Below are 15,155 nucleotides of genomic sequence, written 5' to 3'. Positions count from 1 at the left end.
ACGGCTACAATAATCACATCCTGCTGAAATTGCTTTCCTTTAAAATGATTCATCGTCATTCCTCCTGCTATCTTTTTCTATTATTCTACCTTATTTGATAGTAGATTTAAAACTTTGCAACAGAACCCTTTGATTTAATTTAGTAGATAGGTGATGAAAAAAATGGATCAGTTAGATGTGCTTGATCGCCTCAAAGAAGAACTAGAAATTCCTTTTTTACAGATCAAACTGCAAGACAAAACGTATTCCGAAGAAGAATATCAACAATTAAAAACCGAATTAGTTCAATACTTTGATGATTATGTGCGTAATGTAGAAAATTAAACAAAAATGAAAGAATCCTTATGAAATTGATGTTCTTAAAACAAATTTCATAAGGATTTTCTATTTTACTTTTTTACTATAACGGGATAATTTTAGTCGCTACTTTATTCAAAAAGGTTCGGTCATGTTCAACAATCAGCATCGTTGGTTGAACGAGTTGAATGACTTCCTCCAACTGCTTGTGGTTAAAGACATCTAGATAATTTAAGGGTTCATCCCAGATAAATAGCTCTGCTGGTGTCGCTAAAGATTTTGCTAATTCTACCCGTTTTCGTTGCCCCATACTCATCTCTTCAATCCGATTTTGAAAAACCTTCCGTTCCACTCCCAGCTTCCAGAGATTATTCAATAATTCTTGATAGGATAGGTGATGTTCTTCAGCAAATTCTTGCAAGGTTCCTCGATTATCTTCATAATTTTGGCGAACATAACTGATGGTTACTCCTTGTGGTTGTATGACTTCACCTGTCACTTCACCTTGAAATATTCCTAAAAGATGCTGAATAACTGAAGACTTTCCTGAGCCATTTGGTCCTTGAATTGCCAATCGATCCCCTTGATTAATGTCGAAAGTAAGGGGAGAAAATAGCTTTCGTTCTCCATAACTCAACTGCAACTCTTGCACAGTCAGTAATTTTTTTCGATGAGTTACTTGATAGTTCATACTTAATGGCTCAATGTATTCCATATCCTTCAATAATTTTTCTTTTTCTGTTGCTTGATCTTCCATACGCTTGACGATTGCTTTGGAGCGTTTCATCGTTCGCGCAGCTCGCGCACCAATCGCACCGGTATCATAAATGGCTCCACTTCCCGGTTTGTTGGGCGAGCCCAATTTATCTCGCTCTCTCCCACGTGACCACTCTGCTTTTTCTGCTGCGGTTTGTTTTAAGCGTCCAATTTCTTTTTTGAGTTTCACATTCTGCTCTTGTTCGAATTGATCACGTAAGCCTTTTTGTTCTTCGTAGACCGAAAAATCTCCTTGATACAACACTAGCTGACTTTTTTCAATGGATAATACATGATCCACCACTTCATCCACAAAACTTCGATCATGGCTAACAACAATAAACCCTTGTTTCTTCGCCTTTAAATACGCCGCCACTTGTTGACGAGCCATTACATCCAAATGATTGGTTGGTTCATCAATTAATGGATAATTCACATCATCAACAAAAAGCAAGGCTAACAATACTTTGGTTTGCTCTCCACCTGATAAACTATGAAACGGTCGCCATAAAATATCTGAATCTACTTGTAGGAGGTTGAGTTCTCGTTCTATTTTCCATTGTTCAAAATCAGAGAGTTCTTGTAGTACATAATACGTTAATTGCGTCTTATCTTGAACTTTTTGTGGAAAATAAGTAAAGTTCAACTGATGCTCAATTTTCCCACTATACGTGTATTCACCCATCAACAATTTTAGTAGTGTCGTTTTGCCACGACCATTGCGGCCAATTAATCCTAATTTCCATTCTGATTGAATGGTGAGATTCGTTTGTTCAAATAAGTTCGTTGTTTGGACATCAAAGCCAAACGTTAAATTCTTTATTTCAATTGTTGTCATTTAAATTCCCTCGACTCACCGATTAGGCAAGAAAAATCCCTCACCTATTTTCAGGACAGAGATTTTTTAGATAGGAAGACACAAAAAGACCCTCTTATCGAAAAATAATCACCAATCCTGAAAATCTGCACACTATTCCCTTGTACTTCAAAGAAAATAGTCTGAATGCAGCTTCAACACATTGGCTTAATTTTTCAATAGAGGATCCCTCACTTCGTTTTTGATTAGTATAAGAATAGCATAAATTGGAATTAGAAAGCAAATGATTTCTTGATTTTGTATGTGTCAAATTTTTTGAGGTTGAATAAAAAAGCAGCTGACTTCACTTAAATTTTGTTATTAGTACCTCACTTGCGTTCGGTTTGCCTAGTTATTTCTAATGGAAAAATTTTTTCCATTAGAGGTTCTGTTGCAAAGTTTTAAATAAAGAATAAAATCCCTTACGGTATCTATGATTTAAGCTGGGATTCCCAATAATACCTTGATTTCAGTACAGACCGAAAACCCGAAGAGAGTGCCTTCTTTTCGGGTTTTCTTATATAATCCTCGGATGGCTTCCATACCTTTAATCGTGGGTGAGGCAGTGCGTAAACTTCGATAGAATTTATTGCGTCTCTTTACTGGACGATGGTCTTGTTCAATCAAATTATTCAGGTATTTAATGGTACGATGTTCTGTCCCTTGATAAAAGCCGTATTCTTTTAGTTTCTTAAAGGCACTTGTAATAGAGGGGGCTTTATCTGTGACTACAACCTTCGGTTCATCAAACTGCTTCACTAACCGCTTAAGAAAAGCATAGGCTGCTTGTGTGTCCCGTTTTTTACGTAACCAAATATCCAAGGTTAAACCATCTGCATCGATGGCTCGATACAAATAATGCCATTTTCCTTTAATTTTGATGTACGTTTCATCCATTTTCCATGAATAAAAGGATTTTTTATTTTTCTTTTTCCAAATTTGATAGAGTAGTTTGCCATATTCTTGCACCCAACGATAAATCGTCGTATGAGAAACGTTAATGCCACGATCATATAAGATTTCTTGAACTTCACGATAGCTAAGGTTATAACGAAGATAGTAGCCCACGGCTACAATAATCACATCCTGCTGAAATTGCTTTCCTTTAAAATGATTCATCGTCATTCCTCCTGCTATCTTTTTCTATTATTCTACCTTATTTGATAGTAGATTTAAAACTTTGCAACAGAACCTCCTTACTTAACATAATCTCGCTTTTAAGAAGTAGCAGCAACCACAAGGGATTCAATAACCAACATTGTGAATCCCAACTGGTCTACCTCAAAATGAAAAAAAGAAGCCCTAGAAATAAGGCTTCTTTTTTTGGCGAGATAGTGAAACGCAATCAAGACATTTTTTGATGGGGGTTATTTTTTGGTTGATTGATTAGATGAAAAAAAAATAAACCAGATGTCACCAAGTAAAACAAAAAACGAAAAAAAATTTTTAAAAGTCTGCGAACAAAAAGAAAAAAGAGAGAGGGAAATTTTTGTCCTTTTTGAAAAAAAAGTGGTGTGACAAATTGGAAAAGAATCACGTGTGTTGAAAAAAGTTTGGCAAAAAAAATCAAAAAGTGATCAGACTAAAAATCAATTGTTGCCAAAAAATCAATAAGGCAAGCAACGGGTTTGGCATGCCACTCCCCAAAATTGACAATTGTTTAGCTTGTTAGGTGGCACCTAAGACCGCAAAAAAAGAAAAGAATTCTATCAGTATGTGTAGAATTCTTTTCTTTTTTTTGTCGCGCTGCTCGATATTTTTTTGAATTCAAAAAGTAATTTTCTGATTAACGGAATTCTCTTTTTAAATGATTTAAACTGTTTTTTCTAATGGTTTCTTTTTCAACTTTTCCAAATTCTTTTTATTTCTGAATGTAAAAATGTAACTCATGTGTGTCGATTTTTAAATCTAAAACGTCATTTCCTTTGACTTATTTTTTTATAGATGGGTCATTCAATCATTCGTCATCTTACTTTTGGCCAATTTTACGTCTAAAGAGCATAAGGGAAACTGCCAACAGGCAAGCTGTTGGGTTGATAGTATCAACGTTTCCGATATAACATGATTTTTTCTCGTTTGCACTGTTTTGACACACCTTTGACACACCTTTTAGCCACTTTTGACACACCTTTTAGCCACTTTTGACACACCTTTTAACCACTTTTGACACACCTTTTAGCACACCTTTTAACCACCTTTGACACACACTATCTTTTATCAATAAAAGAATTATCCTAAATCATTTTTTTTTGAAAAATTAATTTTTCAAAAAAAAAAAATAAAAAACTTTTCCAAAAGTATGGAGAAGTTTTTCTTCTTTGTCGTGTTGTTCGAAGTAGTTTTCTGATTAATGGAAGCCACTTTTTAAATTATCTAAAATATCTTTTCGAAGTTTTTCTTCTTCAATTTTTTCAAATTCTTTTTGTTTCTGAGCGTAAAAATCTGACTCATGTGTGCCAATTTTTAAATTTAATACTTTATCTTTTGCGACCCATTTTTCTTCTTGAGAAAGATCACCATTGTGTTCAATATTAAATATTTTTTGTCGTAAGTCTTCGTGTTCTCCTTTAGAAAAGTCATCAGCATTTTTAGCTTCAGCTTTAAAAGCAAACTGATAACCAACGACAGGTTTTCCTCGACCTTTGCTATATTTCTTTTTTATAGTCAACCCTCTAAATATTGGAGTCAATTCTTCTTTGATAGGTTTTAAAACTCTTGTATCAACATTTGAAGGTTTATTCCAATAGGTTTCAGGAATATCTAGAAGATGAAAAAATTCTTCTTTGGAATAATAGACAAATCCTGTTGTTCGAAATTGTTTAAGTAATCTAAACATCGTTTTGGAATAAGTACTATCTAATCTAACAAATTGTTCTAAATTAAATCTAGTCCAAGTTGATAATTGATTAAATAAACCCTTAAAGTCTTCATTAACTGCAATCTTAACAACTTGTTCAGAGCGAACAATTGAATATTTTCTAAAAGCTACAAATTTAGTTAACGTATCACCATCATCATTCATAGCGTTAATACTTAGCAATTTATCGTAAGCAGAACTTAAATCCTGTATAAAACGTTCACCTTTTTGATTATACTTACTTAAATCTTTCAATTCGTTAAAGTTAATAACAACTTCATTAGAACCTTTATCTCTGACACGCGAAGCTATTGAAAAGAACAAGTTCATTTCAACTGGAGAAAAATTTCTTAAAGGAATATCATTCAAACGGTTTTCATATTTAACAATTTCATTAGTCATATTTTCACCTCTTTGTAAGTGTAACAATAATCTAATTCTTTATCAACTACTTAATAAAAAACACGTAGCTTATAAGGTCTCAATATGTAGCTTATAAAGGTCTCAATATGTAGCTTATAAGGTCTCAATATGTAGCTTATAAGGTCTCAATATGTAGCTTATAAACCTCGAAAACCGTTGATAACAAAGGGCTAAAAGCACCTCTAAAAGAGGTTTAAAAGAGATTTAAAAGAGATTATAAAAGAAGAGCTATACTTTCCCACCGAAACCTTTTATTTATTTTATTAAAAAGTTCTATGCGTACCATAAAAATAAATAAAAAAAGGAGTGAGAAAAACCCACTCTCACATTTAACTTGCAGCAGTCGCTTTACGCTCCTTCGCTAAAACCTAAAATATTTCTCTAAGGAAATAATTCAATAGGCTTAAAACGCAAAAAAAGAGCTATTTAAGCTCATCTAGATAAAACTCTTAGTTTGGATAAATAAAACGTCTTTCAGACGGTCAGGGTAAACCCTAACAACCCTAGAGTAAAAATCAGTAGCAAATGACAAGAATAAAAAGTAAATTTATTTCCACCACTGCCACCATTTTTTAGTGTCTATGTTTTCTTCGAGTAATTTTGTATTCTTTTGTTGCTCATAAAGTAATAATTGTTGTTGTTGGTCTAACAATTCATGCAGTTTTTTTATTTGTTCTTTTTGTTCTTCATCATGCTTTTTTAGTAATGAAATTTGCGCTTTTAAACTATCAATAAGTATTTCATCAGCCGTTTCATCATTTCTTGGTGAAATGGAACGCTTGCCGTCTTTTTCTTGTTCAAAGCTCTCTATTATAGCTTTTGTAGTCGTTTCATCATACATGTTAGTATTGCGTTTCTTAAACGTTTCATGAAACGAGTTAGCTTTTAAAAATCTAAACAAAGTAGACTTAGAAATACCTATAATATCAGCTATTTCTTGCATTGTCTTAAACGTTTCATCATTTCTCAAAGCGTTTCAACTCCGTTTCATTGTGATATGTAATATTGTATCGGAAGTTGACAATAAAACAAAGAGAACGTAGACAAGTTCTTTTGAGATAAAACAGTTTACAATTAAATCATATATGATAGAATTACCTTAATGAATTGACCAGTGAGGAGGAAAAGTAATGACAGCATCTATGAAATTGCGTAATGAATTTTTGAATAGCTAATTTAATATCATTCAAAAATCTAGGTAAGCAATTTCAAGGGATAAGTGTATACTTTTCTATATAAAATTATTAAATGAAATGGCAAGACGTAGAGATATTCTAGGTCTTTTTTAATGCACTTTTTTCCTTTTACCTAGCGTAAAAGGAGACTATAAAATGGAAAATTTAACAATAAAATTAAGTAATATCAACAAAAGATACGGAACAAAAGATGTTTTATCTATTGAAAATCTAGTAGCGTATAACGGAGAGCGTATTGGAATTATTGGTGCAAACGGTCAAGGAAAGTCAACGCTATTAGAAATCATTGCAGGAACAGTAAAACCGGATACTGGAGTCGTTCAAAAAGAAATTGAGTTTAACTTATTTGAACAGATAGCTGATCCAAAAGAATTAATAGAAACAGATAATATGGACTGGAAGTTATTAAATAATTTTTCAGTACCTAAAAATAAAATTGATTCATTAAGTGGTGGAGAAGAAACGAAATATCGTTTAACGCAATTACTATCGAATTATTCAATGGGATTGCTACTTGATGAACCAACAACACATCTTGATAACAGAAGTGTTGATATTTTGATTGATGAATTAAAATATCACTATGGAACATTAATCTTTGTCAGCCATAATCGTTCTTTTATTAATCAATTAGCCACTAAGATATGGGAAGTTGATAATGGGGTTGTTTATGAATACGAAGGTAACTATGATGATTATCTCGAACAAAAACAAATGAAACAATTAGAATTAGAGAATAGCAATGAACAATTTATTAAAGAAAAAAAGAGATTAGAAAGTGCTATTAAAAAGAAAAAAGAACAAGCTGAAAAGAGTAATAAAGCGACAAATAAAAAGAAAAAGCAAAATATTCGACCAGACCGATTGGCGTCTTCTAAACAAAAAGATACCGTTCAAAAAAACTTACAAAAATCAGCTAAGGCAATGGAAAGTCGTTTACAACAGTTAGGTGGACTACAACAGCTATCAACTGAAACAGAGATTATTTTTCCTACTAGTCAAACAACGGAGTTGCATAATAAATTTCCAATTATGGGAGATAACTTTTCTCTCAAAAAAGGCGAGAGAGTCTTATTCGATAATTGTAATTTTCAATTTCCCTTAGGGAAAAAGATTGCCATTATCGGAAACAATGGAACAGGAAAGTCATCACTTCTAGACAGTATATTAAATGGTTCTGAAGGAATAACAGTTTCTTCTAAGGTAATCTTCTCTACATACCATCAAATGTCTTATAAAGTGTTTAAAGATGAATCTGTTTTAAGTTACCTAATGAATCAGACAGAGTACCCTGAATCAACAGTTAGAAGTATCTTAAATAATTTAGGATTTACTCAATCAGAAGTATCAAAATCTGTAACAAGTTTAAGTGGTGGAGAATCAACTCGTGTACAAATTGCATTATTGTTTACTCAACCTTCAAATGTATTGGTTTTAGATGAACCAACAAATTTTATTGATTTAAAAACAATTGAAGCTTTAGAAAAGCTAATAAAAGCATATCAAGGAACCGTGATAGTCACTTCTCATGATCCATATTTTATAAAAAGTGTTTCAGATATAACATATGAGATTAAGGAACTTGATTTGCAACAGATTTAATCTTTTAGTTACTCATTAGTGAATTATACTCAAATTTACATGAAGAATAAGGCTCTCAGAATTAATTCTGAGAGCCTTAAATATATTTCGTAATCAAATATAGGTTTACATAAATCACGTTATAATTAACTAAAAAAATTGTTTTTTTAATTTTTATAATTTATACTAACTTAAGATAAATAAATCAAATAAAAATAAGTGAGTGATCTTCATATGCTTCGGAGTATTTCTAAATAGCACATTTTAATATAGCTGAAAAACAAAGGCTTATTTGGTGTGCTCTTAAAGAAATACTCTCGAACTATAATTAGAAGGTCGTGAACAATAGACTTCTATGGTATTTGCGATGAGTATTTTTGCGAACATAAATCCATAGAAGTCTTTTTTTGATGAAAAAAATTATTAATGTAGGAATTGTCGCTCATGTAGACGCTGGAAAAACATCTTTAACAGAAAGTTTGTATAGTAGAACCCATGAAAATTATAAGCAAGGAAGTATTAAGAAGGGTGATACTATTACTGATACCCTTGATTTAGAGAAAGAAAGAGGCATTACAATAAAAACAGCTTCTGTTTCTTTAGAGTGGTGTCAAACAAAAATAAATTTGGTTGATATGCCTGGACATATTGAATTTTATGGTGAAGTAGTGAGGTCACTAAACGTTATTGATATAGCTGTTTTAGTCGTTTCAAGTTTAGGAGAACTCCCAACTCAAACAAGAAGGATTTTTGATACATTACAAGAAGCCAAGATACCGACTATCTTTTTCTTAAATAAAATAGATATAGAAACAGCAAGACCAGAATATCTGATTTCTGAAATCAAGAATAAATTGACGAGTCATCTTGTTCTAGTAGAATCCTTGTTTAGTCAAGAAAGTAGAGATACTTTAATCGAAAACAGTCCTTATCTACTTGAAAAGTTTATGAATGATGTATTAATAAGTGAAATAGAGCTAAAAAATGAGTTGAACCAACGAACTTTAATGAATGAAAGTTATCCTTTAATTTTAGGTTCGGCTGTGACAGGAGAAGGGATAGATACTTTATTAAATTTATTAGGTAGCTTTGATTTAGTTGATAAAAGTAAGGATAATTTATCTGCATATTTATATAAAATTACTTTTATGAATGGTCAAAAACAAGCTTATTTTAGATTACTATCCGGTGAAATAAGTAAGAACCAAACTTATTTGTTAAATAATCAAGAAGAAAAGAAGCTACCACGTTTTTTAGTATTACAAGACAACCAATTTGTAGAAGCAAATAGTATTCAAACAGGAGATATTTTTATGTTTCCAAAATGTAAAGAATTAAAGATTCAAGATTTCTTAGGAGAACCTTTAACTAATGAGCTATCTTTACCTAGCCCAAGTTTAAAAATCACTTTCCAAGTTGGGGAAGAAGAGAGAATGACGTTACTAGACTTATTAACTGAATTATCAGAAGAAGATCCATTACTTGATTTCTCAATTGATAAAGAAACTTCAGAAATCTCAATGAAAATTTTTGGTCGAGTTCAACGAGAATACTTAGAAGAAACTATACGCAGACGTTACTCTTTTAAGACGCTTAAATTATCATTACCAACAATTGTTTATAAAGAAATTATAGAAGAAATAGGAATAGGCACAATTGATGTAGATGAATCACTTAATCCCTATTGGGCAACGATGACCTTGAAAGTTGAACCGAGTAACCTATCAGGCATTCAATTTGATAGTTTAGTGACAACAGGTTATCTGAAACAGTCATTTCAAAATGCTATTAAAGATAGTGTGTTTAGTTCAACTAAAACAGGTCTTTATGATTTTGAATTAACCAATGTAAAAGTAACGTTGACAGATGCTGAATTTTTTAGTCCAGTCAGTACACCATCTGAATTTAGAAAGTTAACACCATATGCATTGTATAAAGCATTGTTAAATTCTAAAACAGTCATTGTAGAACCAGTAGTAGAGATAGATGTATCTGCAAATAAAGATTATTTAGGGAAGGCTATTAGTGAACTCGGAAAATTAGAGGGAAATGTCTTAAATGTATCAGAGGTAGAAGATGAATTTAATTTAATTGCAAAGTTACCTCAATCTTTATTTTTAATATTTGAAGAAAAGAGTAATGAACTATTTAATGGACAAGCCTATATAAAAAATAAAATTGTATCTTATCAAGAAGTGGTAGATAAAAGTTTATATCAACAAGGAAAAGTTGATAGGATAAAATCTTTATTAATTAAAGGGAAAGAGTGAAGAAATGAATTCTAATTCGTCAAACCATAAATCACAATACAACAAATTATTACTTTGGCTTTGCTTTTTATCTTTCTTTAGTGTACTAAATGAAATGGTTCTAAATGTATCTTTTCCTGATGTAGCGAATTACTTTGGAAAAGCTCCTGCAAGTATAAATTGGATTAATACATCGTTCATGTTAAGTTTTTCTGTAGGAACAGCCATATATGGCAAAGTTTCTGATTATGTTGGTATTAAGAAACTGTTATTAACAGGAATTTTATTAAATTGTATAGGTTCAATTATGGGTTTTATAGGTCATACATCATTTCCTGTATTATTATTATCACGATTCATTCAAGGTACAGGAGCTGCAGCTTTTCCTGCGTTAATTATGGTGGTTGTTGCTAAATATATTCCAAGGGAGAGCCAGGGAAAGGCTTTTGGACTTATTGGTTCCATTGTTGCAATGGGTGAAGCTCTAGGTCCATCTATCGGTGGAATGATAGCTGAATATATTCATTGGTCTTATCTATTGATATTACCTTTAGGAACTTTAATATCAGTTCCTTTTCTTATCAAAATGCTTGATCATGAACCGATTAAAAAGGGAAGTTTTGATTTTATAGGATTAGTATTAATGTCGTTAAGCATAGTAACTTTTATGGTGTTTACCACATCATATAAATTATATTTCTTAGGAATAAGTTTCGTTATTTTCATTATTTTTATTAAGCACATAAAAAAAGTGGATGAGCCGTTTATTGAGCCTAAATTAGGTGAAAACCGATCTTTTATGGTTGGTATTGTTTGTGGAGGTCTTTTTTTTGGAACGGTGGCAGGATTTATTTCAATGGTTCCTTATATGATGAGAGATTTATATCAGTTAAGTACACTTGCCATTGGTAACGGGATTATCTTTCCAGGAGCTGTTAGTGTCATTATTTTTGGTTACTTTGGTGGAATACTAGTAGATAAAAAAGGACCAATATTCGTGTTAACTATAGGAGCTATGTTGTTATCAATTAGTTTTCTATTGGCTGCACTGTTTGTTGAAACGACACCTTTTTTAATTACTATATTAATTATTTTTATATTTGGAGGTCTGTCCTTTACAAAAACGGTTATATCTACAATTGTTTCAAGTAGTTTAACTACAAAAGAAAGTGGTTCAGGAATGAGTTTACTTAATTTTACAAGTTTCTTATCTGAAGGACTAGGAATCGCAGTTGTAGGAGGATTACTGTCTGTAGACATACTAAATAAAAAAATTATTCCTATAAATGTTTCTTCTCAATCATATTTATATAGCAATATGTTACTTATTTTTTCTATAATAATTATTTTTAGTTGGTTAATTACTATCAAAGTGTACTCTGAGCCAAAAATAAAATAGTTATTTAACCTCTTAGTTACCATAATCTCAATTAAACGAAGTAGCCCCTGGATCAACCATTCCAGGGGCTTTCTTTGTGAATCGCAATTGGTCTACCTCTTTTCAACCCGAAAAAGATTGATGTAACAGCCGTCTTTTTCTTAAAAACTTTGTGAAAGTTCCCTTTCAATTCTGAATGAACTTGTTATTTTATTCGGAATTTTTAGCCAATTAATGATCTTCTATTTCTTCATTTTTACGATCGGGCTGCGAAAATATTTCTAGAAGTGTATGGATCAAAAACAGTCCGATTTGGTGTGTTAGGGTCGTTCGCTTTATTTGAAAGGGTGGATCTAATTGATCCTGAATAACTTGCCTTATCCAACTCGTAAAGTAAAAACCCGTTTAGGAAGCTGGCTTGCCACAAAATACAAAACTAGGTAAAAAAATTACTAGCAATAAAAGAAACTAGTTCAACAAGATTTTAACATGAGCAAAGCGAATTTTAACCAACACGCTTGACGAAAAAAGAGTACACGTCACGCAAGTGATCTGTCCTCTTTTTTAGCACGATAGACACCAAAAAATTTTGGTGAGTGTAAGTGCGCCTTTAGTAAAAATCGCTAAGGGAATAGTTGTCAGATTAACTTTGTAGAAATGAACCCCTTAGTTTTAAGGGCGCACTTATACCCCTAAATTTTATTTAGTGGTAATTGTGCTATAAAACTTAATTTACATTTCGTTTTATCGTCAAGCGTGTTTGTTAAAACTCACGCTGTTCGTGTGATGTTATCGGCATATTTTTTTATCGTTCGTAAATAGTCGTGATAGGCTTCTAATTCTTCTAAAGATAATTCAAATAAATTAATTTGGTTCATGTTTGATAATTGTTTTAATAAATTTACTTGTAGGTTTGTCGAATCACTTTTATCGAGTTCATTATTTAAAACATAGTTCAACATTTTTGAGTGAATCGCTGATTGAAATTCATTGATTATCTCAATTTCAAATGTTTTTCTGTAATCTAAGGTCATGTTGTTTGCTCCTTTCTGGTTTCGCTTTGCTCAACTAAACATTTACTTTTAATTAAACAGACTTCGCTAGTTTAATCAAAAGTAAACGTGCGGGTAAAAAACAATTTTCTCAAAAAACGTCATAAAATTCGTTTTAAGGCGTTTTTCATATTAAACGTCTATTTATTCAAATGTAAGATTAAAACGCCTTAGAAACGATTTTAAGTGGGTTTAAAGTGGGTTTAAATTGATTTTAAATGAACTGTTTTGTTTGGAATTAAAAAACAATTATTCATGTAGGTTTTTAATTCAAGGGTCGTTAGGGCTTGCCCTGACCGCCTGTAAGGCGTTTGATTGCCAGATAGGCGTATTTATCTAGTCAAACAATTAAAACAGCGTATACGAGCAATTAGAGCCAATCAAGAAAATCCCTAAAAGAGGGTTTGCTCTTTTCTTTTCGCAAGTGAACGAAGTGAACGCTGCAAGTACAATGTGAGCGTGTTTTTCGCTCACTCCTTTTTGCATTTATTACTGTACGATTTTGATCTTTTAGATTTTTTAACCGAAGTGAACGAGAGGGCGAAGCCTTTTTAATTTATCTTATATATTTTAAATCTTTTAAATCTTTTAAACCTTTTGCGTGCCGAAAAAGGCAGTTTTAGCAAGGGTTTGCGAGATTAAACAGAGAGAAAAAACTGTGTATACAGAGAGAAAAAACTGTGTATACAGAGAGAAAAAACTGTGTATACAGAGAGAAAAAACTGTGTATACAGAGAGAAGTTGCATTTATTTTTCTCTATATAGTGCTATAATAAGAGCATAGAGAAAATACCACTGTAAAATGTCTTTCTCTATGCCTAACCAAAACACGCAAAGGAGCGTATTTTCTATGGCCAGTATACCAGAAACGAATCATGTAAAAAAGCAGGTGATGTACATGGATGAACTGACAAAACGAAAAGTCGTGGAACACAATGACTTGATTACGAGCGTAGCAAAAATGGATAAGACCCCTCTAAAGATTTTTGAATTGGCGGTATCGTGCATTGATACGGACAATCCACCGAAAGACCATACGATTTACTTATCCAAAAAAGAATTGTTTGCTTTCTTTGATGTGTCCGACAACGACAAGCATAGTCGCTTTAAACAAGCCATTGAAAAAATGCAGAAACAAGCTTATTTTGAAGTGCGAGAGCAGACTGGAAAAGGATTTGAATTTGAAAGTATTGTGCCAATCCCTTATATCAAGTGGAATGATTATGATGATGAAGTCACGATCCGCTTTGACCAAGCGATTATGCCTTATTTGATTGACTTGAAGCAAAATTTTACCCAATATGCTATTAGTGACATTATGGAGTTAAACAGCAAGTACAGCATTGTGTTGTATAAGTGGTTATCCATGCACTATAACCAATACGAGCATTATAGTTCTAAGGGTGGGCGCAGAGAGGAGCAAGTCGAAGCCTACCGCCATCCGTCTATTTCGATGCAAGAATTACGAGCTATGACAAATACAGTCGATGAATATAAAAATATGACAGATTTTACAAAATGGATATTAAATGCACCTCTTAAAGAAATTAATCAATACACCCATTTGAATGTAGCCTATGACAAAATCAAAAAAGGACGTTCGATTGATTCGATTGTCTTTCATATCACGAAAAAATGGCAAGCAGACGATACCAGTTACAAGTTAGATGATCCATTGTACCAAGAAGAGCAGGCAAAAAAAGAACAAACCGAACAAGCTTTGTATGCGGAAGCTATGCAAAGCAACTACACACGCTTGTTGCTAGATTCCATGCTGTTAAGTCCGTATGAAATGACCGACCTTGCACTCATGTCAGGCTTACAAAAGAACGTCTATCCACGCTATGATGAACTGAAAGCCTTACGAGGACTTGAGGGCGTGAAAACGCATTTGTCGTATGTACGTGAGAAGCAAGCACCGTATTCAAAAGGAAATATGGCGAAGTATTTGAAAAAAGCGATTGAACAATACTTGCCAACTGTAAAATTACAAGACCTTGAACAACCAGAACGTGCAAATGTTCGAGGTAAAGGAGCAAGCCATGAGTGAGAATTTAAAAACAATCAAAGAGCTTGCGGATGAGTTAGGTGTTAGCAAGAATAAAATTCATTATCAAGTTTCTAAAATATCAAGCGAATATGTAGTTAGAAATAACGGAATGAAGTTATTAACTGCTATAGCAGTTAAACAGATAAAAGAAAATCTCGGTGTTGAATTAAACAGTCGTTCAAACAGCGAATTAGATACCGATAAACACCAAGAAAAAACTAATATAACAACGAATATGAATATTGAAGGTGTTGAATTAAATAGTTCATTAAATGATTATTTAAACAGTCTTAAACACCAAATTGAATACCTTGAATCTCAAAATATAAATAAAGGTTCTGTTGCAAAGTTTTAAATAAAGAATAAAATCCCTTACGGTATCTATGATTTAAGCTGGGATTCCCAATAATACCTTGATTTCAGTACAGACCGAAAACCCGAAGAGAGTGCCTTCTTTTCG

Annotated in this window: 11 protein-coding genes; 6 read left to right on the top strand and 5 right to left on the bottom strand. The window is 32.3% G+C overall.

Annotated features, from left to right (window positions below; genetic code table 11):
• Positions 1–162 precede the first annotated feature (162 nt).
• A complete protein-coding gene (locus AC37UB_RS10020; protein WP_198777501.1) occupies positions 163–324 on the top strand; it encodes a hypothetical protein in 162 nt (53 codons plus the stop codon).
• Between the two features lie 76 nt (positions 325–400).
• Here AC37UB_RS10020 and abc-f (AC37UB_RS10015) read toward each other — a convergent pair whose 3' ends face one another.
• From abc-f (AC37UB_RS10015) to AC37UB_RS10000, 4 genes are all read right to left on the bottom strand, one after another.
• Positions 401–1,891, bottom strand: coding sequence for a ribosomal protection-like ABC-F family protein (gene abc-f / locus AC37UB_RS10015; protein ID WP_037627728.1), 1,491 nt, complete (start codon positions 1,889–1,891; stop codon positions 401–403).
• Between the two features lie 456 nt (positions 1,892–2,347).
• On the bottom strand, positions 2,348–3,028 hold the full coding sequence (locus AC37UB_RS10010) for an IS6-like element IS1216 family transposase (protein WP_013646119.1): 681 nt from the start codon (positions 3,026–3,028) through the stop codon (positions 2,348–2,350).
• Between the two features lie 1,228 nt (positions 3,029–4,256).
• Positions 4,257–5,168, bottom strand: a complete 912-nt coding sequence (locus AC37UB_RS10005; RefSeq protein WP_117974294.1) for a replication initiation protein — start codon at positions 5,166–5,168, stop codon at positions 4,257–4,259.
• Positions 5,169–5,736: 568 nt separating this feature from the next.
• On the bottom strand, positions 5,737–6,159 hold the full coding sequence (locus AC37UB_RS10000; protein ID WP_199500934.1) for a hypothetical protein: 423 nt from the start codon (positions 6,157–6,159) through the stop codon (positions 5,737–5,739).
• Between the two features lie 361 nt (positions 6,160–6,520).
• On the opposite strand from AC37UB_RS10000, the gene abc-f (AC37UB_RS09995) reads away from it, so the two are divergent.
• The 3 genes from abc-f (AC37UB_RS09995) to tet all read left to right on the top strand — a co-directional run bounded on the left by abc-f (AC37UB_RS09995) (position 6,521) and on the right by tet (position 11,614).
• Positions 6,521–7,987, top strand: a complete 1,467-nt coding sequence (abc-f, locus tag AC37UB_RS09995; RefSeq protein ID WP_117974224.1) for a ribosomal protection-like ABC-F family protein — start codon at positions 6,521–6,523, stop codon at positions 7,985–7,987.
• 389 nt (positions 7,988–8,376) lie between these two features.
• The gene (locus AC37UB_RS09990) at positions 8,377–10,236 is read left to right on the top strand and encodes a GTP-binding protein (RefSeq protein ID WP_117974227.1); all 1,860 of its coding nucleotides are present in this window, start codon (positions 8,377–8,379) and stop codon (positions 10,234–10,236) included.
• A 4-nt stretch (positions 10,237–10,240) separates the two neighbouring features.
• Entirely contained in the window at positions 10,241–11,614 is a 1,374-nt protein-coding gene (gene tet, locus AC37UB_RS09985) for a Tet(L)/Tet(K)/Tet(45) family tetracycline efflux MFS transporter (RefSeq protein ID WP_117974230.1), read from the top strand.
• 749 nt (positions 11,615–12,363) lie between these two features.
• Here tet and AC37UB_RS09980 read toward each other — a convergent pair.
• Complete coding sequence (locus AC37UB_RS09980; RefSeq protein WP_002336758.1) at positions 12,364–12,627, bottom strand: epsilon-antitoxin; 264 nt, start codon at positions 12,625–12,627, stop codon at positions 12,364–12,366.
• A gap of 868 nt (positions 12,628–13,495) precedes the next feature.
• Here AC37UB_RS09980 and AC37UB_RS09975 point away from each other — a divergent pair.
• Both AC37UB_RS09975 and AC37UB_RS09970 read left to right on the top strand, forming a co-directional pair.
• Positions 13,496–14,695: a RepB family plasmid replication initiator protein gene (locus AC37UB_RS09975; RefSeq protein ID WP_040145014.1), complete on the top strand. Its 1,200-nt coding sequence runs from the start codon at positions 13,496–13,498 to the stop codon at positions 14,693–14,695.
• The gene (locus tag AC37UB_RS09970) at positions 14,688–15,050 is read left to right on the top strand and encodes a hypothetical protein (RefSeq protein ID WP_231438184.1); all 363 of its coding nucleotides are present in this window, start codon (positions 14,688–14,690) and stop codon (positions 15,048–15,050) included. The genes AC37UB_RS09975 and AC37UB_RS09970 overlap by 8 nt, the downstream gene beginning before the upstream one ends.
• Positions 15,051–15,155: the final 105 nt, after the last annotated feature.

The organism is Vagococcus changpingensis, from assembly GCF_058211775.1.
The sequence above is the reverse complement of the archived record's forward strand: the minus strand, read 5'-3'. Positions and strand labels throughout refer to the sequence as shown.

Excerpts from the sequence above, each read along its gene's own strand:
- AC37UB_RS09975 (WP_040145014.1), top strand. The coding sequence starts at position 13,496 with ATGGCCAGTATACCAGAAACGAATCATGTAAAAAAGCAGGTGATGTAC.
- AC37UB_RS10010 (WP_013646119.1), bottom strand. The coding sequence starts at position 3,028 with ATGAATCATTTTAAAGGAAAGCAATTTCAGCAGGATGTGATTATTGTA.
- AC37UB_RS10020 (WP_198777501.1), top strand. The coding sequence starts at position 163 with ATGGATCAGTTAGATGTGCTTGATCGCCTCAAAGAAGAACTAGAAATT.
- AC37UB_RS10005 (WP_117974294.1), bottom strand. The coding sequence starts at position 5,168 with ATGACTAATGAAATTGTTAAATATGAAAACCGTTTGAATGATATTCCT.
- AC37UB_RS09970 (WP_231438184.1), top strand. The coding sequence starts at position 14,688 with ATGAGTGAGAATTTAAAAACAATCAAAGAGCTTGCGGATGAGTTAGGT.
- AC37UB_RS09980 (WP_002336758.1), bottom strand. The coding sequence starts at position 12,627 with ATGACCTTAGATTACAGAAAAACATTTGAAATTGAGATAATCAATGAA.
- abc-f (WP_117974224.1), top strand. The coding sequence starts at position 6,521 with ATGGAAAATTTAACAATAAAATTAAGTAATATCAACAAAAGATACGGA.
- abc-f (WP_037627728.1), bottom strand. The coding sequence starts at position 1,891 with ATGACAACAATTGAAATAAAGAATTTAACGTTTGGCTTTGATGTCCAA.
- tet (WP_117974230.1), top strand. The coding sequence starts at position 10,241 with ATGAATTCTAATTCGTCAAACCATAAATCACAATACAACAAATTATTA.
- AC37UB_RS09990 (WP_117974227.1), top strand. The coding sequence starts at position 8,377 with ATGAAAAAAATTATTAATGTAGGAATTGTCGCTCATGTAGACGCTGGA.